21 protein-coding genes and 1 pseudogene are annotated in these 20,544 nt (G+C 41.2%); 2 read left to right on the top strand and 20 right to left on the bottom strand.

Features of this window, described 5'->3' with window-relative positions; genetic code table 11:
• Positions 1-146: 146 nt before the first annotated feature.
• The 5 genes from V7L20_RS15225 to V7L20_RS15205 all read right to left on the bottom strand — a co-directional run bounded on the left by V7L20_RS15225 (position 147) and on the right by V7L20_RS15205 (position 4,079).
• Positions 147-1,229: an energy-coupling factor ABC transporter ATP-binding protein gene (locus V7L20_RS15225; RefSeq protein ID WP_334744890.1), complete on the bottom strand. Its 1,083-nt coding sequence runs from the start codon at positions 1,227-1,229 to the stop codon at positions 147-149.
• Positions 1,226-1,924, bottom strand: coding sequence for an ABC transporter permease (locus V7L20_RS15220; protein ID WP_334744889.1), 699 nt, complete (start codon positions 1,922-1,924; stop codon positions 1,226-1,228). The genes V7L20_RS15225 and V7L20_RS15220 overlap by 4 nt, the downstream gene beginning before the upstream one ends.
• Positions 1,925-1,996: 72 nt before the next feature.
• Positions 1,997-2,875, bottom strand: a complete 879-nt coding sequence (locus V7L20_RS15215) for a substrate-binding domain-containing protein (RefSeq protein ID WP_334744888.1) — start codon at positions 2,873-2,875, stop codon at positions 1,997-1,999.
• Positions 2,872-3,099, bottom strand: a complete 228-nt coding sequence (locus V7L20_RS15210; RefSeq protein WP_334744887.1) for a hypothetical protein — start codon at positions 3,097-3,099, stop codon at positions 2,872-2,874. The genes V7L20_RS15215 and V7L20_RS15210 overlap by 4 nt, the downstream gene beginning before the upstream one ends.
• 95 nt (positions 3,100-3,194) lie before the next feature.
• Complete coding sequence (locus tag V7L20_RS15205) at positions 3,195-4,079, bottom strand: substrate-binding domain-containing protein (RefSeq protein WP_334744886.1); 885 nt, start codon at positions 4,077-4,079, stop codon at positions 3,195-3,197.
• A gap of 421 nt (positions 4,080-4,500) precedes the next feature.
• Here V7L20_RS15205 and V7L20_RS15200 point away from each other — a divergent pair, with 421 nt between their 5' ends.
• Positions 4,501-4,956, top strand: coding sequence for an ABC transporter permease (locus V7L20_RS15200; RefSeq protein ID WP_334744885.1), 456 nt, complete (start codon positions 4,501-4,503; stop codon positions 4,954-4,956).
• A 163-nt stretch (positions 4,957-5,119) separates the two neighbouring features.
• Positions 5,120-5,350 carry a hypothetical protein gene (locus V7L20_RS15195; protein WP_334744884.1) on the top strand — a complete coding sequence of 77 codons (231 nt, stop codon included), beginning with the start codon at positions 5,120-5,122 and terminating at the stop codon, positions 5,348-5,350.
• Here the strand turns inward: V7L20_RS15195 and V7L20_RS15190 are convergent.
• The 15 genes and pseudogenes from V7L20_RS15190 to nifH form a co-directional block, all read right to left on the bottom strand.
• Positions 5,323-5,553, bottom strand: a complete 231-nt coding sequence (locus tag V7L20_RS15190; protein ID WP_174709866.1) for a hypothetical protein — start codon at positions 5,551-5,553, stop codon at positions 5,323-5,325. The genes V7L20_RS15195 and V7L20_RS15190 overlap by 28 nt on opposite strands.
• Before the next feature lie 760 nt (positions 5,554-6,313).
• Positions 6,314-6,916: a cytochrome c oxidase subunit 3 gene (locus V7L20_RS15185; RefSeq protein ID WP_334744883.1), complete on the bottom strand. Its 603-nt coding sequence runs from the start codon at positions 6,914-6,916 to the stop codon at positions 6,314-6,316.
• A 125-nt stretch (positions 6,917-7,041) separates the two neighbouring features.
• On the bottom strand, positions 7,042-8,691 hold the full coding sequence (ctaD, locus tag V7L20_RS15180; protein ID WP_334744897.1) for a cytochrome c oxidase subunit I: 1,650 nt from the start codon (positions 8,689-8,691) through the stop codon (positions 7,042-7,044).
• Positions 8,692-8,799: 108 nt separating this feature from the next.
• Positions 8,800-9,762: a cytochrome c oxidase subunit II gene (locus tag V7L20_RS15175; protein ID WP_334744896.1), complete on the bottom strand. Its 963-nt coding sequence runs from the start codon at positions 9,760-9,762 to the stop codon at positions 8,800-8,802.
• A gap of 68 nt (positions 9,763-9,830) precedes the next feature.
• Positions 9,831-10,436 carry a DUF2231 domain-containing protein gene (locus tag V7L20_RS15170; protein ID WP_334744882.1) on the bottom strand — a complete coding sequence of 202 codons (606 nt, stop codon included), beginning with the start codon at positions 10,434-10,436 and terminating at the stop codon, positions 9,831-9,833.
• Positions 10,433-10,927 carry a DUF2231 domain-containing protein gene (locus V7L20_RS15165; protein ID WP_334744881.1) on the bottom strand — a complete coding sequence of 165 codons (495 nt, stop codon included), beginning with the start codon at positions 10,925-10,927 and terminating at the stop codon, positions 10,433-10,435. The genes V7L20_RS15170 and V7L20_RS15165 overlap by 4 nt, the downstream gene beginning before the upstream one ends.
• Before the next feature lie 493 nt (positions 10,928-11,420).
• On the bottom strand, positions 11,421-11,921 hold the full coding sequence (locus V7L20_RS15160; RefSeq protein WP_334744895.1) for a phosphate-starvation-inducible PsiE family protein: 501 nt from the start codon (positions 11,919-11,921) through the stop codon (positions 11,421-11,423).
• A 136-nt stretch (positions 11,922-12,057) separates the two neighbouring features.
• Positions 12,058-12,294: a hypothetical protein gene (locus V7L20_RS15155; RefSeq protein WP_334744880.1), complete on the bottom strand. Its 237-nt coding sequence runs from the start codon at positions 12,292-12,294 to the stop codon at positions 12,058-12,060.
• Between the two features lie 371 nt (positions 12,295-12,665).
• Entirely contained in the window at positions 12,666-13,487 is an 822-nt protein-coding gene (locus V7L20_RS15150) for an NADPH-dependent oxidoreductase (RefSeq protein WP_334744879.1), read from the bottom strand.
• A gap of 135 nt (positions 13,488-13,622) precedes the next feature.
• Positions 13,623-14,336, bottom strand: coding sequence for a 2OG-Fe(II) oxygenase (locus V7L20_RS15145; RefSeq protein ID WP_334744878.1), 714 nt, complete (start codon positions 14,334-14,336; stop codon positions 13,623-13,625).
• A 393-nt stretch (positions 14,337-14,729) separates the two neighbouring features.
• A pseudogene (locus tag V7L20_RS15140) lies at positions 14,730-14,867 on the bottom strand (CopG family transcriptional regulator); the annotation flags it as partial.
• Between the two features lie 205 nt (positions 14,868-15,072).
• Complete coding sequence (gene nifV, locus V7L20_RS15135) at positions 15,073-16,191, bottom strand: homocitrate synthase (protein WP_334744877.1); 1,119 nt, start codon at positions 16,189-16,191, stop codon at positions 15,073-15,075.
• A gap of 354 nt (positions 16,192-16,545) precedes the next feature.
• The gene (locus V7L20_RS15130; RefSeq protein WP_334744876.1) at positions 16,546-17,790 is read right to left on the bottom strand and encodes a substrate-binding domain-containing protein; all 1,245 of its coding nucleotides are present in this window, start codon (positions 17,788-17,790) and stop codon (positions 16,546-16,548) included.
• A gap of 256 nt (positions 17,791-18,046) precedes the next feature.
• Entirely contained in the window at positions 18,047-18,433 is a 387-nt protein-coding gene (locus V7L20_RS15125) for a hypothetical protein (RefSeq protein WP_334744875.1), read from the bottom strand.
• Positions 18,434-18,599: 166 nt separating this feature from the next.
• Positions 18,600-19,496: a nitrogenase iron protein gene (gene nifH, locus V7L20_RS15120; protein WP_334744874.1), complete on the bottom strand. Its 897-nt coding sequence runs from the start codon at positions 19,494-19,496 to the stop codon at positions 18,600-18,602.
• Positions 19,497-20,544: the final 1,048 nt, after the last annotated feature.

Below are 20,544 nucleotides of genomic sequence, written 5' to 3'. Positions count from 1 at the left end.
ACGAATTTTGAATTTTGACTTCCGCCTTGCGGTACTAGGGTGGATGAGTGGATGAGTGAGGAGGCGATCAGTACTAATGGGACTTAGACAAAAAGTAGCCAGAAAAAAGCTCAAATGTATATGCAATGCCAAATCGTCTAATTTTTCTAAACAAAATGTGCATCTGTTGCATTGAATGCCAGCTTAATCATTTGATGGGGATATACATTGCCGGATATATGATTTCGAGGCACTCTGGCAATTAAAGTTTGTTCTCCCACCTTAACCCAAATACTACAAATCCCAATACCATTTAAAATCCGTTCTATTAACCCTTCAATAATTACTGACCAAGGTTTATGCAATATTGAAGAACTTGCATCGTAAACATTAAAAGTATCGCCAGATAAACAACATGTAGTAATTGGCTTGGTGATTTCCCCAGGATATAAAAACTCTATCCCGTTTACAAGTTTGATAAAACTTCCACGGTTACTCCGTTCTACCCGACACGGAATAATATTATCTATCCCTACCAGTCTGGCAAGCTGCTCGTTAGCTGGTCGGCGGATGATGGTTTCCAAGTTATCATCCTGGATAATACAACCGTCAAATAAAGCGATCGCTCTCTCGGCAAAATGCAGTATATCTGTAAAATTATGACTGACTAATATCACTGCCGATCCCCTAGCTTGGGCCCATTGTCTAATTTTCTCGATCATCTCGGCACGTATTCCCACATCTAAAGAGGCAGAAGGCTCATCCAAAAGTAGTAATTCGGAATCAGCAACTAAACCACAGGCAATAGAAACCCGCTTTGCTTCACCACCAGACAAAGAACGAGCTGACTGATTTGCCAGGTGTTCGCAGCCAAAAGTTGTAAGTGCAGTATGTACCCTTTGCTTTATCTTGTGTGTTGGTGTTTTGCGAAACTTTAATACCTTGGCAACATTATTAAAAACAGTGTCATCTAGTAATAAAGTTTCCTGAAATACCAAAGCTGAACGACGACGCAACAATGTTTTATTGGTATTGCGTACATCCTCTTCAAATAATTGCATCTCACCACGGTAAGGTTGCAAGAGATTGATTGTTCTTAACAAAGTGCTTTTACCAGCGCCATTGGGGCCAAGCACAGCGACCAGTTCTCCTGGACGGACTGTAAAATTTTCAATTGACAGGATATTTTTACGTGTTTTGCTATCGACGCTCACCTGTCGCATATTCAGGACATACTCGTTAGTATTCATAGAATTTTCTTGTCATGCTGTAGGATAGTCAGCAACACGATAACGGTGTATGTAATGATTAGAAGAATGTATGCGATCGCCATCGCCACATCGTAGTTTCCTTTTCCTACCTCCGTAACAATTGCTGTTGTTAGAACTCTTGTTTGTCCCTTAATATTGCCACCCACCATCATCGATGCACCAACTTCTGAGATGACGCGACCGAAACCAGCAATAACAGCAGCCATTAATCCTAAACGTGCTTCTTTAATTAGCAACAAGTTTGCTTGCCACTGTGTTGCCCCCATTGACAACAGTTGCCAGCGTAGTTTCGGATTAATACTGATAATTGCTGTAAAACTCAAGCCAGCTACAATTGGAAAAGCAATGATTGTTTGGGCGACGATCATCGCTGTAGGCGTATAAATCAAATCAAGGTTTCCCAATGGCCCAGACCGCCACAAAAACAGACTGACGACTAAACCGATTACCACTGGCGGTAATCCCATGCCGAAGTTAATCAAACTAGTAAAAGTCTGCTTGCCTACGAAATCGACTAGTGCCAACCATAATCCTAATGGTAATCCCAGTAAAACGCTAATAGCTGTAGCTGTTCCAGATACAAACAATGTCATTGTCATCACCTGGAAAACGTCACTATTGCCATCAGTTAATAACTCAAGAGCTTTCAAAGCTCCTTCGATAATTGTATTCACACTTTTGAACAATGAGAAAAAAATACTTAAATATGCAGTAGAGCAACCTTTGATAATTCTAATGCTCTTTCTTTAAAAGCCGTAATCTTTCTCTGTTTTACCGCCATCAACATAAAATAGCGGTTGTTTGAACTCTTGTTTGCCATGAGCTGCAATTAGTTTTTGTCCTTCAGCAGATAAGACATAATTAATAAACGCTTTAGCTCCTGCACTATTCACTCTAGAAAATTTCTGAGGATTTACTTGCATGACATGGTAGAGATTTAACAGTTTCTTATCTCCCTGCATCAGTATCGGTAAAGACAGATTTTTCTTCTGAAATATATATGTTGCTCGATCCGCTAAGGTATATCCCTGTTTTTGATTAGCGACTTGTAAAGTTTCCGCCATCCCTGAACCTGTTTGCTGATACCAACTACCAGATGGTCTGACTTTTGCCTGTTGCCATAAATCTTTCTCTAGCTTATTAGTACCTGAGTCATCACCCCGCGATATAAACAAGGCTTGATTTTTAGCAATCAGGGAGAATGCTTCTACAGCACTCTTTTTCCCTCGGATCTTTGCCTTGTCAGTATCTGGCCCGACGATTACAAAGTCATTGTGCATTACCAAGTGGCGATTAATCACCGCACCACCTGCCAAAACTTTGCGTTCGGCTTTCGGTGAATTGACGAACAGTGCGTCAACTTCACCCTTTTCAGCTAAAGCTAAAGCCTGTCCTGTGCCGACTGCAACCTTTTTTAAAGTGTATCCTGTTTTCTTCTCAATCGCTGGAACCAAATCATCTAGCAGCCCACTGTCCTCAATGCTCGTTGTCATTGCCACGATTACATTTTTATTCGCTGGGGACTGGGCAATAGCTGACTTTTGCTTCACCAGTATATCACTCGCTTCAGCACTCAGAATTGCCAAGCAACAAGCCAAACATGCAATGAAAATTCTCCGAATCATGGAACCTCCAGGAATATATAATTTATGTCATGCTGTAGGATAGTTAGCAACACGATAACCGTGTATGTAATCAGGAGTAGAATGTATGCGATCGCCATCGCCACATCGTAGTTTCCTTTCCCTACTTCTATAACGCTTGTCTGCCCATAAGGATAAAAAATTGGAAAATAATGGTGAAATATGCAGTTGAGCAACCCTTGACGAGATGATCGGGGCAAACGCATCAAAAAATGCTGATTTTTTTGTTGGTTCTTAACCTTGGTTGCGATCAAGAGTAATTTTGATGCGTTTGCCCTGATCAGCTGATGCTCAAGTTTCTTTAAAAACCGTAATCTTTCTCTGTTTTACCGCTATCTGGATAAAATAGTTGTTGTCCGAACTGTTTTTGCCCGTGAGTTGCAATCACTGTCTGTCCTTCAGCAGATAAGACATAATTAATAAACGCTATAGCTCCTGCACTATTCACTTTAGGGCATTTCTGAGGATTTACCTGCATGACATGGTATAAATTCAACAGTTTCTTGTCTCCTTGCACCAGTATTGGCAAAGACAAGTTTTTCTGCTGAAATATATATGTCGCCCGATCTGCTAACGTATATCCCCGTTTTTGATTAGCAACTTGCAAAGTTTCCGCCATTCCTAAACCTGTTTGCTGATACCAACTGCCAGATGGTTTAATATTAGCCTGTTGCCATAAGTCTTTTTCTAGTTTGTTAGTACCTGAGTCATCACCCCGCGATATAAACAACGCTTTGTTTCTAGCAATCAAGGAGAATGCTTCTACAGCATTCTTTTTCCCTCGGATATTTGCCTTATCCGTATCTGAACCGACAATCACAAAATCATTGTGCATTACCAAGTGCCGATTAGTTACCGCACCATCTGCCAAAACTTTGCGTTCGGCTTTCGGGGAATTGACGAATACGGCATCAACTTCACATTTTTCAGCCAGAGCCAAAGCCTGTCCAGTGCCGACAGAAATGCTTTTAAGCTTATATCCTGTTTTCTTTTCAATCGCCGGAACTAAATCATCTAGCAGTCCACTGTCCTGAATACTGGTTGTCATCCCCACAATCAAATTTTTAGTCGCTGAGGACTGCCCAAGAGTCGGCTCCTGCTTGACTAAGTTACTACCAAAGCTGATGCAAAGAATCGCCAGGAAACTTACCAAACACCCATCGCGCACACTCCGATGATTGATCATTACACTCTCCTACAAACATTTATGCCAATATTTTTGACTATGGCAAGTAAATCTTACATTGGGAAGTATAAGCAAGATTGAGTAGGAAATCAACCATTTATGTTGTTTTCTAGACAATGGTTACTTTTGGGAAAAGCGATATCACAGTAGCGGCTTTGAGAAAACCAATTATCATAGGGTCTTAAATACACTGCGGTACATTCATAAATATCCCAAAGCCACCGAACGCAGCAGGGATTTTTCATGCCCTCGTTGTGGGCGAACCGTTCGTAGAGAGCTAGCTTGAAAAGACCTTGTTTTTTGCTGTTAGCTGTGTGATACTTTCGTTTAACTTAGAAAACAGGGTAAGCGCATCTCTGTTCCTAGTCCAGATAGGATCATTGTCTTTCAGGATTTTGAACAACTTTTATCTTGGCAGACTATGATGCAAAATTATGATTCTGGGTACGGCTTTAGCAGCTTTCGCCAAAATTTTTTGTTTTGGTCAAGATTTGCTAATTGTAATGAGTTCGATCTGAATCCCTTACCTGCGATCGCTATTTTACCCCTAGTGATAATTTGGTTTGGGTTCACTTCTGTTTCTATGATCGTAGTTACTGCCCATGCGACAACTTGGCCCATTGCCTTGAATACAGAAATGGGACTCAGCACCGTTGGATTAATGGTGCTGATGGTGGGGAAAAACCCCGGTTTAGATGGTTTCAGACTAATTCGAGAAATTATGCTCCCTGCCGCATTGCCTCACATTTTAACAGGCTTGAGAACTGCTTGGGCTTTTAGTTGGCGCACTGTGATTGCATCTGAATTAGTGTTTGATTCAGGAGGTGCTACCAGTGGTTTGGGATGGCAGATTAATAACAGTCGCTACTTCCTGTAAACCCGTGTATTTTCCGGATTAGTAGTGATTGCAACTTTGGGTTTAGCTGTCGATTATATTTTTCGATTAATTGAAATCAGAACAGTACAAAGATGGGGTATGAAACTTAGTTAAACTGGGGTTTTGGTGAAGTATTAAAGGTAGTTGTTGTTGAAAGGTCGAGTTGGAAGAATTAAGCGTAGCCCGTCGTAAACATCACTTCTATACAACTGACATTTGCCACCATATAATAGCTAAAATTTTATCATTTGATCCTGGAGCGATCGCAGTTGCTCAAAGACTGCGATCGCAACAGGTTCGTGTGTCCACGATGGATTTAAGAATAGCAACCGGAGGCATCCAGGCAGCCCTAGACATTAAAGGAGGCTATTCTCCTGGCATCAGTAAGCGGTAAAGGAAGTTTTTACTTACTTGGTTTTGTCTAGCCATTTCCAGAAGTAGTATATCTCCATTTTTGAGGAGGACGAAAAAGCATTGAGCATCAAGGTAGTCATCGTTGCGTAATCCTTCATCCGCAACCTTTGTTTCTTCTATATCTTCATAGTTCAGGTAATGCTCTTTGTCCTCAACGTCTACTACATTAAATACGATCGGCATTGGTTTTTAAGGTACAAGAGTACATTATCAAGCATAAATCGTATAGTTGCTTCAAAACTGTTGGTTTAGTTGCAAAATATAACCTTATTGGGATGTAGTAAGAGGGTTCGTGATTGAAGTATTATAAAGTGAGATAATCCGCCTTGTTTATTTTAATTAAGTCATTAATTAGGCAAATTTTAACAAATAATTACAACTAATTTTTCAGGTAAATACTACTCATAATTTCATCAAGTGTAAGCAAAAAATGCTGATATAATTCGTGAATATGCTCTGCTATTGTAAATTATTCCTGCTTTGGTAACGGCTTTTGGTTTATTATTTAATACTGGAGGGATCGCAGTTGATCAAAAACTGCGAGCGATCGCAACAGGTTCATGTCTCCACAATGCAATACGGTTCGGTTAAGGTAAGAGACGCGATAAATCACCGTCTTTACAAGAATTAGTCCTTATGTAGAGACGGCAATTTATCGCGTCTTTGTGATTTAGAATTTTCATTAAAAAATCTTATCCGAACGGTATCGCTCCACAATTGGAGGCTTAGTGCTGTCTGGTGAAGTTGTCCTTTTCTCGCCTATCTTGCTTGTATTTGCCTGGACTCAATCGAAAGATACACCTATAATCTTGGGACAGATGAACTTTTTTGCAGAGTTTAACGTGTGTTTTTATCGATACGAGTTAGCGTTTGAAGTTTGTCGAAGAGCAATGTGAAGGGTGTTGCACAACCAGCAGCCCAATAAGTGGCTAACAACAAAGTTTCATTGCCAGATGTAAATCAGGACAAATAAAACAATCCAGATGACATCAACAAAGTGCCAGAAAATAGAAGTGGCATTTACACCAAAATGACCTGTGTCGTAGTTACCAGGAATGAAAGAGCGACCAAAAACAAGTATCTGCAATAAAATGCCAGTAAGAACGTGTAAACCGTGGAAACCTGTTAATAAGTAGAACATTCCACCAAAAACACCTGTGGTAAAGCCAAAAGAAAGATGGCTCCACTCGATCGCTTGTCCAACTAAAAAGTAACTTCCCATTGCGATCGAAAGCATTAGAAACTGGCGAAATTTCAACAAGTCGTGGCGTTCAAGGGCGCGTTCTGCCAAGTAGATGACAAAGCTACTGGAAACAAGAATTACCGTATTAATTGCCGGATCTATGACTTCCAGTCCAGAAACACCAGCTGGTAGCCAGTTAGGATTTGCTGTTTTATAGACAATATATGCTGTAAAAAAACCGAGGAAAATGAAAGTCTCTGACAGCAAGAAGACAATGAAGCCGAACATCTTGCTGCCTTCTTCATCATGGGTATGCTCGTGTGAGGGATGATTTGATTCTTCTGAAATGATGGAACTGTCCATTGGTTGAAACTCCTATATATTTATCTCACGCAGAGGTACAGAGAAAATGCGATCGCCTAATCCCTCATCTCAAACTCTCTGCGTACCTCTGCGTTTAAAATCAAATCAAACATTTGGCCTGCTCTCTAATGCTTGGCCACTAATGGTTCAGATTTACCGTAGCCGTAGGGTTCACCCACAACAACTGGAATTTGCTCAAAGTTCTCTACAGGAGGTGGTGAAGAAACTAGCCACTCTAGTCCAATTGCTCGCCAAGGATTCTTCGGTGCTTGCTTGTCATGTATCCAAGAACCAATAATATTCAGAATGAAGGGTAAAGTGGATACACCTAGCAAAAATCCGCCGATACTGGCGATAATATTCCAAAATTCATACTCTGGGGCATAAGAAGAAACTCGACGCAACATTCCCTGTAATCCTAATGGGTGCATTGGGAAGAAGTTGAGGTTAGTACCAATGAACGCTAGCCAGAAGTGCAACTTGCCCAAGCCTTCGTAATACATACGTCCAGTCATCTTGGGGAACCAGAAGTAAATAGCAGCAAACATCCCCATTGTTACCGTGCCATATAGAACATAGTGGAAGTGACCCACCACATAGTAAGTGTTGTTGACATGGACATCAATGGGAACCGAGGAGAGGGTAATGCCAGTGATACCTGCAAATACAAATAATATTAATGCACCAAACGCAAACAGCATTGGTGTATCAAATCGTAGTTTGCCACCCCAAATCGTTGCAGTCCAGGCAAATACTTTAATGCCAGTAGGGACAGAAACGAACATGGTTGTCAGCATGAAAAACATCCGCATCCAGCCGGAAGTACCGCTAGCGTACATATGATGTACCCAGACTATACCGCTAACTCCAGCAATCAGGAGTGATGAAATAGCGACAATTCTATAGCCAAACAGAGGTTTGCGAGCAAAAACGGGGAATATCTCGGAAAAGACTCCAAAGACCGGCAGAATGATTACATAAACAGCAGGGTGGGAGTAGAACCAAAAAAAATGCTGAAATAGAACCGGGTCGCCTCCCTTAGTGGGTTCAAAAAAGCTAGTTCCAACTGTTAAGTCGAGTAAAAGCATGACTGCACCTGCTGTTAATACAGGTAGTCCAAACAGTTGGATAATCTGGGCACTAAATACGTTCCAAACAAAGATGGGTGTACGGAAGGGTGTCATCCCAGGTGCGCGCATCTTTACAATCGTGGTGACAAAGTTAATCGCCCCCATAATTGAGGAAACACCTGATATTGCCACTGCTAGAAGCCAGATTACTTCACCATTGATTAAGTTTCCTGTGGGGTTTTGCAGGCTGACGGGAGGGTATGACCACCAACCTGCTTGCGCTGGCCCACCAGGTACAAAGAAACTGGCCATCAGTAGGATGGCAGCGATCGGTATCATCCAGAAGGCAACAGCATTAAGTCTGGGAAACGCCATATCTCGCGCCCCAATCATCAGAGGTACAAGATAGTTAGCAAAACCTGTAAGTATGGGGAATGTCCATCCAAATAGCATCACAGTGCCGTGCATGGTGAACATTGCATTATAAACACTACGGTCAACGAGGTCTGATTCTGGGGTAATCAATTCCCCACGAATGATCATTGCAAATAGACCGCCTACTAAAAAGAGAATGAAAGCGGTAACAATATATTGAATACCAATAACTTTGTGGTCTGTGCTGAAGCTAAAGTATTGCTTCCAGTCTGCTCTCGGTTCCTGTTGAGGTGCGTCACCTGTAATGTCTTCAACGGAAATATTTGTCATTGTCATTTGTCCTTTGTTATTTGTCATTTGTCATTTGTCATTTGTCACTTGTCCAAAACCAATGACTAATGACTAATATACAGATGCGATTAAATCGCGTCTTTACGACTAATTGCTGTAATTAACGACAGGGGCTTGTGCGGGTGCTACCGTAACCCAGCCTTTGATTAATTCTTTTGATTCTTGGGCATATTCGGAAGCTGCTTGATTATTTGCAGTACATGGTTTACGGTTTACTACTTCTGTAAGCCACTTCTTGTAATCTTCAGGGGACTCGACAACAACATTTGCCCGCATGGTTGCAAAGTAAGTACCGCTAAATTCGGAATCGGTCAATTGATATTTGCCAATACGGATGGGAGTGAATTCAAAGTCAATGTTGCGGTTGGGAATAATGTCTTGCTTGACTCGGAAAGCAGGAATATAAAAGCCGTGGAGAACATCCTCGGACTGCATAGCTAAACGGATACGATGATTAACGGGTAAATGTAGTTCGGTGCTGGTGATTCCTGTTTTTGGATAGCGGAAAACCCAAGCCCACTGTTTGGCATTAACTTCAATGTCTTCAAATGGGATTACATCTGATGTGGCATCAGTTGATACACTTGAGGAAGTCGGGGAGGTAGAAACTATCCCGGCATCCCCGTTAATTGGTGCAGCAGATGCCGATTTCATCAAGACTGGAATATGTATATGCATAGCTTCCATAGGCCCTTGAATCCCCATTTGCTCGTAGATTTGGTAGCTGTAGCTGGCAATCCAAAACACTAGCAATACAGGAATTGCAGTCCAGACAATTTCTAGTGGGATATTTCCTTCAATCGGTGGGCCATCGCTGGTATCATACTGCTCTGCTCGATGGAAAATCGCCGAGTAGATGAGTGTTCCTGTGACTCCAAGAAAGATAAATGCTCCCAGCGTGATTAAAAAACTAAACAAATTATCGACGAGGCGCGATTCTGCTGCGGCTTGAGGAGGCATCCAGGAATATGTCCACTCTCCTATCCAAAGACTAACAGCAGTTAAGGCGATCGCGATCGCACTCAAGGTCAAAATATTTTGGATTTTCATAGCCATAAAATTCATTGCTCAAAGACGCGATTAATCGCGTCTGTACTCATACAAAGGATTAACATCGATTACTTCAGCAGTAAATTGGGGTCTTTGCCCAAGCGCAACAACATATCAGCAGTGTTGTGAACTCCAAACTCAGTAGCTAATTGCGCTCCTAGCGTACCGTGGATGAACATGATGAACATAATAAACAGTCCAGAAACTAAATAAGTCCACTGTACTTGTTGACTGTCATCTTGACGCCAAATATAGCGCTGAAATCCTCTCCAAATAGCCATTCCAAGAATCAGCGCTAGTAAAAAAACACCACCCATTCCATGCCAAAGCATTGTTTCCATCGCTTCCAATCCCCAGGCACTCTTTACCCCAGTGAGTGGTTCTGCCAACATGATTTCGTAAAAACCTGCTGCAACTGTAAAAATTGTGATGAGTGCCGAACCTAGCATATTGTACCAGCCTGCATCAAAGAAGCTAGAACGAGTGGCAGGAACTGCTAAAAACTTGAAAATTGGTTGTTGTAGGGGAAAGAACGCACCAATAAAATCAAAGGTAATGCCAAGGATGAACAAAGCTAGAGTGAGATGAACTAAATTTGGGTGAATGGGTATAGTGTAGGGCAACCCATTTGCTCCCATGTGAGTCTTTAATTGCTCAATAACTTCAGGATTCATTGCAGTAAGCCCTCCTTTATGGCTTCAACAACTGGTACAGTGTGTAGCCCATATACCCAAACTAATTCATCTCCGAAATACACTTGTACGCCTACCAAAACAGTCAAAAGTAAACCTGCTGCTAGGTAATAAACTGATATTTTTTCTGGAGTGCGGCAATGAATCACGTAACGCCAAGCTGTAATAGCTGCCAGAATTCCTGCAAGTGACCAGCCAAGGAGCGTATGTAAATTAAGTACTGGTTGAGCTGCGTTATAAGGTTCTGCCAAACCTGCTTCAAATTGACCAAAAATAACAGCGATGAAGATGGAGATTGTCGCGAAAAACATATTCCACCAACTCACCTCAAAAAGACGGTAGTTGCTAGTAAAGTATCCAATGACATCACACAAAAAGGCAAACAAAACCATTGCAATCACAAAATGGACAATGATGGGATGTATCGTATCAGGATACGGTAAGTTATGGTTATTCAGAAGATTCTCAAGCATGATATTCTACTCATGTGTTAGTTAATGTTTAGTGATTAACAAGCAATACTTCACAATCTTTTGATTTCTACAACAATTTAGATTGCACTTAAAATCCTTCTAAATAACAACAGCAATTCTGATGAGGAGAATTCTTCACAGAGTAACTTTATTATGATAGGCAAAAGCTCGCTGGAATGAATATAGAATAGCAAGTTATCGAAAAAGGTTTTACTCGTTGGTAAATGCTGATAAACGAGTTAATTCATGTATGAAATAGAAACACAAGGATATTAAATCTCTACAATATCGCTTGGAATCTGATACACGTGACTAAATAGGCTTTGGACATTATTATGCCCTAAGCTCATAATAAGAATTGCTGCTCTTAGAGCGTACTTTATTTTTCTGAAGACTTTTGTACTTTTAATTCTCCATATATAAAGAATATCATACATTTGTTAAAATTACTTGCGATCGCCAACTAATTTTCAAACAGTATGTGTGGTTACAATTAATCAGAAGCTAGAGAATTTTCAGCCAGCAATGGCTTTTTTTCTGTTGGTTCTGGGTTAGCAATTTTGACCTGCTCAAGAAAACGAGATATCCAAGGTAAAGCCACCATAATTCCGGTTAAAAATACTAAAAATATAGCTATTCCATAAATTTGCTCACGGGGAATTTCGAGAACACCGCGTAAAATCACCTCTCTTAAAGCAGAAACAATAGTAATTTCTACTGCTGCGGTCACGGACGTTCGCTGTTGTTGTAGATGATCGATTAACAAGCGGAACAACTCTACTAAAATCAAAATGAACAAGATATCAGATGTTACTTGCCGCAAATCTAATGGACTCAAAAAGGAGAAGAACATATCTCCCAGTCGGATGAGCATCACACAAAATAGACCAAGGCAAAGAGAAATGATAATAAAGTCTTGAAAAAATTCTAGGTTACGTACAATCCTATTTCTTTGTAACCAGTTACTAAAGTTTGAAGTTAACCCCTTGAGCATGGTATTTCCTAACAGTTTAGATTCATTTATCTCCATAATTGAAATAGTGCTGAGTATCTAGCATCGATTACTCAGCACTCAATACTGTATTCAATCCCCATTATTTATCTATGGGGTTCCACTCAGCCCGATTAGACTATTTTGAACCGTTCAAGTCATGAGGTGCGGTTTCTACAGTTTTAATTTTGGATACTGCGGTTGTTAAGCTATTCGCAGCCTTAATAATCTCTTGTAAGGTTTCGTTTATCATCTTCTCATCAAGAGAGGTTTCTAATAAGTAAGTTTCTACGAAAATCTCCACTCGGTTCACAATTATTTTGGCTTGAGAGCGTAGTTTGTTGAGGTCTTTGGTAGACAATTCCTTCATATTCATTGTTTGAAGCTCCTTTGGTTTCACGGGGTAAATTCTACATTTTTGGTCAGCAATTTTCTCTCAAAGAGCGATTCTTACAAGTCAGCCCTTTTTTGAAAGATAAAGCTTACAGGAATACCCATTTAATTTGCCTGTTGACTGCTTAAATGGCTTGAGATTCCCCAAATTAGTACAAAGGTTTCAAGGAGGAAAATTGCTAGGGCTAGCGAGTTGGTAGGTCTATTTATTCCTTAGGACTTACGCACCAAAATTATCTTTTGAGACTGAGTGTGGAGTGTGTAACTTTAGGTATGTGAGGATTTTGGGTCTTTAATGAAGCGATAACAAGTCTTCTCCTAAGCAAAGATACCAAAGGCAAACGGTGGAGACTTTTATAGCAACTTGAAGCCGAAGTTATTGAGAGTTTCCCGCAAATACTTGCACCCTTTTAAATAGTCTAAAGTGGCGATTCGCTCGGCTGAGTTTTGCGACCAATCAACAGCGGCATTCATCTGTTGTTGAGTGTAGAATTCTTTCATGATATCATTGTAGTGAGCGATCGCTTCATCTTGTTCTGCCAATTTATAGGTTTCGCGGTGGAATACAACTGACTGAGGTAAACGCGGCTTAATAGCAGGTTGTACTTCAGGATTGGGATAACCTACAGACAATCCAAATACAGGGAACACAAAAGGTGGCAAATTTAATAAGGTTGCCACCTCTTGCGTGTTATTGCGAATTGCGCCAATATATACCGTTCCCAAACCAATAGATTCAGCAGCTAGAGTCGCATTTTGCGCTGCTACCGAGGCATCGATTACTGCTTTAAACAACAATTCTATGTAATCTAGAGCCACATGAGGTAGTCCGCGACTATCAGCAATATGAGCCATACGACCTAAATCTGCTAACCAAACCAAAAATACAGGAGCTTGATTAACCCATGCTTGGTTATTAGACAGCCTGCATAATTCTGCTTTGCGCTCTGGATCTTCAACCGCTACCACACTCCAGGTTTGCAAATTAGCTGAACTAGCAGCAGATTGAGCAGCTGCAACTAGCCATTCTAGGGTTCCTGGTGGTAAAGGGTTAGATAGATAAGACCGAATTGAACGGTGAGCTAGTAGTGTTTCTAGAGAATCGTTCCAGTCAATTTCGTAATTGAAGGGAATCTCACCGTAGCGCGATCGCAGTAGTTCTGTAGGATTAGTCATGGTTAACTCTTGAACTCCAATATTTTTTTACGATTTTAGAGGGATTACCAACGACGAGAGACAGGGAGGACAAGGAAGAACCAGAAAATCAGAAGGCTGATTTTATGACAAAAGTAAAGACAAAATACTTGATTGCTACGCAGCTAGCTGGGTTTCTCCAAAATCTGAAGTTAGGCGATCGTTCCGAAAAAAAGCAACTCGTAAAGCTAGCCGACACTCAGATACAGGGCAAGTAAGCGGAGTAACCATGTGCCAAGAATTGTCAGAACGCGCGATCGCAACTGAGCAATCACTCAGGGGTAGAACATCTTGGAAAACAGATTCCGGCTGGGAGTCTTTGAGAATTCGCAAACTGCCTCCCCAGTCTACAGACCATTGTTGATTGAAAAATAACAGATGAGTTAAAACTTTGCTCGGCTCGTCTGTATGAGGGTGATGCAGATGTCCTAAGTTGTATCGGCGAAATCCAATATCCATCACACAGTCCTTTAGTTCCAACCCAGACATTTCGGCTATTGCTGCGTGGTAAGAATCTGTCCACAGTCCTTCTATCAACTGTCGCCAGACTTTACTAAGATGTCTCAAGTCATAAGTAAGTCTGCCTTGTGCCATCCGCTCTCGCCAGCGATTATCGCTAGATTTGAGCATCAAGGAAATATCCTCGCTCGTTGCAAGCATCTTTCCCCAAGAGTATCCGTATCCCTTTCCCTCCGACAGGCAAAACTCTTCATGGGGAAAACTCGCAGTTAATTCTAAACTTGCTTCTGGTGAAAGCAGGTTTTTGATCAAAGCCCAATTGTATGGGACTTTTTGCATTGCTGTGGCACGAATGGAATCAAAATTAAGCATGGTAGAAAAAATGCTTTAGTAGAATTAACCAATCATGATTACCCTGGACATCAAGTGGTATTGAACTAGGGACTGGGGACTGGGAAGATTTAGATGGGGATTTAGACCCCAAGCAAATCTTACTTATATTTTCTTGTCCAGTACCCAGTCTTTATTACCCAGTACCCAGTCCCAAAGTGCCCATTGCGATCGCAATAATTTTGTCGGATTTGTCATAGTCAACTTTTGAACTTGAACGCTTTTTTACAATTTCAGAGGGATTACCAACCCCATTGCAAATTTATTTAGATGTTAAGATAACTCGCTTTACCGATAGCGGTTCTTCATAAATGCTCAAAATAAGTCAAGATCAACCTCCTCAGAATCAAACTGCTTCGTCTGTTGTTTGAGTAATTGTGCTTGGAGACTACGCAACAGGGAGCGCAAAACATCAGTCTTAGTGCGTTGGAACCGCTTGCAGTACTGCTCTAGAAGTTGCCATTCTTCTCGAGACAATTGAAAAGTGATCCATCCTTGCTCTTTTCTCGGCATATCTATTACCAACATAATTGGTATATCTTAGCAGTTGGTATAATGATTGCGATCCCGAACAAAGACATAATTGTTATGCGTTCTTAACCAAGTTCACTTTTGATTTGTGGCCAAACTTACTACAAGCTGATGTACTTAGGTTTTAACAGGTAAAAGTACAATACAACTTAATATTTTGTTAGATGTGTGTTCACCTTTGGTGTGTTCACCTTTGGGGAACAAAACTCAGGAGTTCTTCAACCGTGAGACTGCGCTTAACTTTTACTGACTCATGCTTTACAGCATCCAGCACTGATTGAATTTCTGGCTGACTGAGCGTGATTCCATGTTCTTGCAACACACTAAATATTAGATGCCGACCGGAATGTTTGCCTACTACTAAGCGACGTTCCCAGCCAACATCTTCTGGCGCAAACGGTTCGTAAGTACCAGGATTTTGCAACACACCGTGAGCATGAATGCCCGATTCGTGTGCAAAAGTATTTTCACCCACGATCGCTTTCCAGGGAGGAACTGGCCAGTTAGCAGCTTTAGCAACTAACCGCGATAATTCCAGCAAGCGTTTTGTATTAATACCCGTTGGGATGCCGTAGAGGTGTTTGAGTGCCATCACCATTTCTTCCAGCGCCGCATTACCTGCGCGTTCGCCAATCCCATTTACCGTAGTGTTGACCGATCGCGCCCCTGCTTCAATACCAGCTAGCGAGTTCGCCATTGCCAGTCCAAAATCATTATGCGTGTGCATTTCTATAGGAATAAATAGATGATGCACAAGTGAGCGAACTTTGCTGTAAGTGTTTAGAGGATCGAGAATTCCTACAGTGTCACAAAAGCGAAACCGGAAAGCTCCCAACTCTTGAGCATAATATGCCACATCCAATAAAAAAGATGGATCGGCTCTGGAAGAATCTTCTCCGCCAACAGATACAGCTAAACCGCGATCGCAAGCAAAATTAATCGCATTCCGCAGACGATCCAGCATTACCTGCTGCTTGCCCCCAAACTTCGCGGTAATCTGAATTTCTGAGACGGGAACGGAAATATGCACCCGTTCCAAACCACAATCTATAGATGCCTGGATATCGGATAAATTAGCACGGTTCCAGCCAAGTAATTGGGCGTTTAATCCCAGATTAGCAATGGCTCGGATCGACTCTGCTTCTTCTTGCCCCATTGCCGGAACGCCAATTTCCAATTCTGGAACACCGATGGCATCAAGAAAAGTGGCGATCGCAATTTTTTCTTCGACATTAAAGGCTACACCCGCTGCTTGTTCGCCATCTCGCAAGGTTGTATCGTTAATCTGAACTGGATGTTTGTTCATGGTGAAATGATTCATTTTGCAGCTAACTTGTTGGGTGATTTTGATTTACTTGAGTAATTGACGCAGTGTGCAACTTTCTTTCAGACTTAATCCCAACCTCTTCCCTACTAGCGTTGGGGAGCAAGAATCAAAGCCTCTGAGATTGGGAAAGAGTAATGGCAGTGAGATTCTAAAGATAAGTTGCACATCGCGTTAATTAGTAATTGAAAGACATAGCAGCTAACTTGAGTTGTGGAAAGTAAAAGACATATTTTTTAGTCGTGCAATAATAATTACGAATTACGTTAGCATAGCGGTAGCGACGTAGGAGCGTCATTACGTAGCTTGCTTCTCGCCAGAGGCGAGTATTACAAATTATGATATATTTGCTATAATATCCCCAATATTGCTGATATCATAGCCGCCGAGAATCTCTAATTGCGATTGGACTAGCCGATGTCCTAAGATACTGAGAAACTGCTTTACTGGTTCTTCTTCTAAGTATTCTTTAATAATCACCAAGTCATATCGCGCCCGATGAAGAGGGATAAATCCCAATCCAAAGGCAGCAGCTATAGATGCGGTACTGATACCTGCATCAGCGATTCCTGATACTACAGATAAGGCAACATCTTGATGGCTATGAACGATATGGTCAGATCCTTTAACTTTGTGCAATGGCACTCCTTCTTCTTGGAGTTTCCGTTCTAAAAGCATCCGACTGCCAGAACCCACTTCATGGGTGACAATAGTTGCTCCAAATTTTACTAAGTCGGAAACTGTTTTAACTCCCATTGGGTTTCCTGATGGGATTAACAAACCTTCTTCCCAAACTCCAAGGGTAATCAAAACGGCACTTTTACCTGTTAAAGCTTTCCGCACAAAGGGGATGTTATGTTCTCCAGTATCAACATCGTATAAGTGCATCCCTGCAATGTGAACTTCACCTTGGCACAGACTACGCAATGCAGCCGCGCTATGGGCGAAACGATAATGAATTCGCAGTTTTGGATGCCAACGTTCAGTTGCTCTTGCTAAAAGGGAAAGCACAGGTGTACAACCAGCAATTACAACTGTATTGTATAGTTTTTCTATATCATCCAGAAGCCGAACCTGGACTTTATTTGTACCGATCTGGTTCTGTGCTTCATGCTCCTGTGTCGCTACCTCTGATGCTAATGGTAATTTGCTTATGGTGGGTAACCCGTAAGGGTGGACGGGTTCGCTACTCCCAACGGCATTGGTAACCGCAACTGTCTCACCATCAGCTGGAATCATTTCGAGCCGAAAAGCATCGTTTCCAATGAGAGGATAAGCTATCCATTGATCCCCAACCCGCGCTAGACTAACTCGTGATTGCTGTTGCTTAGGGGCTGATCCCGCAAGAATTGCCTCAACTTCTGGTAAATCTTCCTCAAACCAGAATAAGTCCTCGATTTGGCAACCAAGCGCCTTAGCTAAACGTAGTGACATAGCAACAGAAGGAGCATATTGTCCCAATTCCACACCACCAATACTCTGACGAGTTACGCCGGCTATATTAGCTAATTCTTGTTGACTCATGCCCAAGCGAGTTCTAATTGACTTCAGGTTATTACAAAGATTCACATCCAGTTTCATGAGGCTGTATCTCTCCGTTAGAAAAAGCCGTAACAGACAAAATTAAATTTGTTGGGTCAAAAGCAAGGTTTTCTAGTGTTTGCCGTTTTTGTTGTCAGACATGTTGATGTTTTGACAATTTCGCTTATTTGCTGCAAGCATATCATACAGATTGCTAAAATACTTGCATAGTTGGATACTATTTAGCAATTTAGCGATCGCATCGCCTTTTGATCATCTGCGAACCAAGGTGATGCCTGCGTCACCAACAAAAAACTTAGTCCGAGTGCGGTAAATCCTGATCTAAATGCCAATTGCCTTTTTTAGTTGGTACTGCCATCCACTGGAGTTCCAACCATAAGATCGGGTTCTTTTCCTTCAATCTTGAGGCGGGGTCGCGGATAATGCGTGTAGCATTTATGCAAACAGCCTCACATATCCCCAAATCTTGGGCAACGCCTCTGAAAACGTCTTTGTAGGCATTAATTGAGGCAAACAGCATGTTAGGATAAAAAACAACAAAATGTTGTATGAGTTTTGGGGGGCAACCCCAGTAAGAGTTTACGAGTTCGACGTGGCAGTACTGGAGCAACTTGCCGACTTTGGCACAGCGTCCCTTGACTACGGTAGTAAATTTTTGGACTAAAACCTCTTCGGTCAACATAATGAGTTCTCCTCCTTCAATGAAGTAGACGAATTTTGGCGTAGTTGAGAACGCCGATTTCTCAAATGGTGGTAAGAAGTTTACGCAGTTTTTTCTGCTTTTTCGAGTAAAAGGTTGCCTATTGCTCCAGACACTTTGTATGAGGGATAACCCCTACTGCATCGTCCTATTCAACAGGCATCTCCGAAAATGAATCTGCAACCTTTGTGGAGCTTGGGCTGATACCTAATTTCTGAAGATGTCTAAACAACCCAAACTGTACCAGCAGTTCCTCTAGCTGATCGTTAGACATAGATTTCGGAGTGACAAAATCTGTATTCTGGTCAATTGCCGTTGCCAGGTTGCGATAATGTTGCGCCTGTTCAGACTCAGGAGCATACTCAATCACCGTCTTGCGGTGGAACTCTGCTTGCTGCACCATGTTGTCTCTGGGTATGGAGTAGATCATTTGAGTCCCTAGTTTCTCTGCCAGAGCTTTTATCAAATCATCTTCCTCATCAACTTTGCGAGAGTTGCAAATCAATCCCCCCAGACGTATACCACCTATCGGAGCATACTTTTGAATGCTTCGGCAGATGTTGTTGACAGTATACATTGCCATAATTTCCCCAGAAGTAATAATGTAAACTTCTTGAGCTTTACGTTCACGAATGGGCATGACAAATCCACCGCATACTACGTCACCCAGACCATCATAAAATGTATAATCAAGTCTAACTGCATCATCATAAGCACCAAGTTGTTCCAGCAACCCAATTGATGTCAGAATGCCTCTACCTGCACATCCTACACCAGGTTCCGGTCCACCCGATTCGATACACAGCGTCTTCCCCCATCCCTCCTGGCGGAAGTCTTCTAAATTTACATCATCTTCTTCTTTACGCAACGTATCAAGTACAATCTTCTGGTGGAATCCCCCCAAAAGGAGCCGGGTGGAGTCTGCTTTCGAGTCACACCCTACAACCATCACCTTACGATTCATATCAGTCAGTCCAGCCACGACGTTTTGAGTCGTTGTGGATTTGCCAACTCCCCCTCTTCCATAAATAGCGATTTTCCGCATAAAAACCTCGGTAATGGCGTAGACTTATTGATTCGGCTCCAATATTCAAGTAGAGTATCGAATTAAATTGAAGTTGTCGTTTTTGAAAGTGTTTACTACTCAGTTTGTGACTCCATTGATGCTGTTAGATAGTAGACATTAACCGTCTATTCAGCACTATAAATATTGCAGTTATCTGCTAGAAGTTAAACAGCTTCTTACAGATATGTCAGTAAATCTTAGTGGGATACAAGATACAACAAGGGTGCTAAAAATTAGTTCCAATCCTGTTACTTAAAATTCAAAAAACTTCTACAGATACGGTAGGTGAATGATAAATTTCTGCTTACTCACAGCAAGACAAGCATTATTTTCCCTGGTAGGAACATACATAAAAAAATCAGTCCAGCCTACGTTATGGCTACAGCTTCGCCAAACGAAAAACCGATTTTTGGACGGTTTGCTCCACTTCGATTAACGTTATGCCGTCACCAATAACTGATGAGGCTGGTCTGATACTCACTTCAAAGGAATCTAAGGAGTTTTTGTTCTGGTATTAGATTCCCTATAAATAAAGAATATCATACATCTGGCCAATTTACTTGCGCTGACAAACTAATTTACAAACAGTATTAGTAGTTACAATTACTCATCAGTTAGAAAGCTTAAAAGCAAACCATTGCGTTTTTACTATTATTTTGATTTGAACAAGTATCGCCAATTCATCTAAATTAAGCATCCAAAACCAGGATAGCAATTAAATCATTTATGCTCTTATATATAGTTAGAATATTCTGTCTATTTTAATTATTTTAAGTTTTATATATAGTTAGAATAGTCTGTCTGTTTGAATAAGTGAAACTCTTATCAATAAAGGATTTAAAGTTTTTTAAAATTAGACTAAACTGTCTATTATAACCTAGCAATTTGGCAAATTTCCCAGATTAAATTAGCTAATTGTTATGAAATTGACTATTATTAATTTCAGAGGTTGATAGGATTTTGAAATCAAGGAACTCAAAAAAGTTTCTTACAAAAATAAACACCGAGAAGATTAATTCTTCTTAAC

This window comes from Nostoc sp. (assembly GCF_036916735.1).
In the GTDB taxonomy this organism is placed as follows: domain Bacteria; phylum Cyanobacteriota; class Cyanobacteriia; order Cyanobacteriales; family Nostocaceae; genus Nostoc.
The sequence above is the reverse complement of the archived record's forward strand: the minus strand, read 5'-3'. Positions and strand labels throughout refer to the sequence as shown.

Bases quoted from the DNA above. Each gene is read 5' to 3' on its own strand.
- V7L20_RS15225 (WP_334744890.1), bottom strand. From the start codon at position 1,229: ATGAATACTAACGAGTATGTCCTGAATATGCGACAGGTGAGCGTCGAT.
- V7L20_RS15215 (WP_334744888.1), bottom strand. From the start codon at position 2,875: ATGATTCGGAGAATTTTCATTGCATGTTTGGCTTGTTGCTTGGCAATT.
- V7L20_RS15210 (WP_334744887.1), bottom strand. From the start codon at position 3,099: ATGCGTTTGCCCCGATCATCTCGTCAAGGGTTGCTCAACTGCATATTT.
- V7L20_RS15205 (WP_334744886.1), bottom strand. From the start codon at position 4,079: ATGATCAATCATCGGAGTGTGCGCGATGGGTGTTTGGTAAGTTTCCTG.
- V7L20_RS15200 (WP_334744885.1), top strand. From the start codon at position 4,501: ATGATGCAAAATTATGATTCTGGGTACGGCTTTAGCAGCTTTCGCCAA.
- V7L20_RS15190 (WP_174709866.1), bottom strand. From the start codon at position 5,553: ATGCCGATCGTATTTAATGTAGTAGACGTTGAGGACAAAGAGCATTAC.
- V7L20_RS15185 (WP_334744883.1), bottom strand. From the start codon at position 6,916: ATGGACAGTTCCATCATTTCAGAAGAATCAAATCATCCCTCACACGAG.
- ctaD (WP_334744897.1), bottom strand. From the start codon at position 8,691: ATGACAAATATTTCCGTTGAAGACATTACAGGTGACGCACCTCAACAG.
- V7L20_RS15175 (WP_334744896.1), bottom strand. From the start codon at position 9,762: ATGAAAATCCAAAATATTTTGACCTTGAGTGCGATCGCGATCGCCTTA.
- V7L20_RS15170 (WP_334744882.1), bottom strand. From the start codon at position 10,436: ATGAATCCTGAAGTTATTGAGCAATTAAAGACTCACATGGGAGCAAAT.
- V7L20_RS15165 (WP_334744881.1), bottom strand. From the start codon at position 10,927: ATGCTTGAGAATCTTCTGAATAACCATAACTTACCGTATCCTGATACG.
- V7L20_RS15160 (WP_334744895.1), bottom strand. From the start codon at position 11,921: ATGCTCAAGGGGTTAACTTCAAACTTTAGTAACTGGTTACAAAGAAAT.
- V7L20_RS15155 (WP_334744880.1), bottom strand. From the start codon at position 12,294: ATGAATATGAAGGAATTGTCTACCAAAGACCTCAACAAACTACGCTCT.
- V7L20_RS15150 (WP_334744879.1), bottom strand. From the start codon at position 13,487: ATGACTAATCCTACAGAACTACTGCGATCGCGCTACGGTGAGATTCCC.
- V7L20_RS15145 (WP_334744878.1), bottom strand. From the start codon at position 14,336: ATGCTTAATTTTGATTCCATTCGTGCCACAGCAATGCAAAAAGTCCCA.
- nifV (WP_334744877.1), bottom strand. From the start codon at position 16,191: ATGAACAAACATCCAGTTCAGATTAACGATACAACCTTGCGAGATGGC.
- V7L20_RS15130 (WP_334744876.1), bottom strand. From the start codon at position 17,790: ATGAAACTGGATGTGAATCTTTGTAATAACCTGAAGTCAATTAGAACT.
- V7L20_RS15125 (WP_334744875.1), bottom strand. From the start codon at position 18,433: ATGTTGACCGAAGAGGTTTTAGTCCAAAAATTTACTACCGTAGTCAAG.
- nifH (WP_334744874.1), bottom strand. From the start codon at position 19,496: ATGCGGAAAATCGCTATTTATGGAAGAGGGGGAGTTGGCAAATCCACA.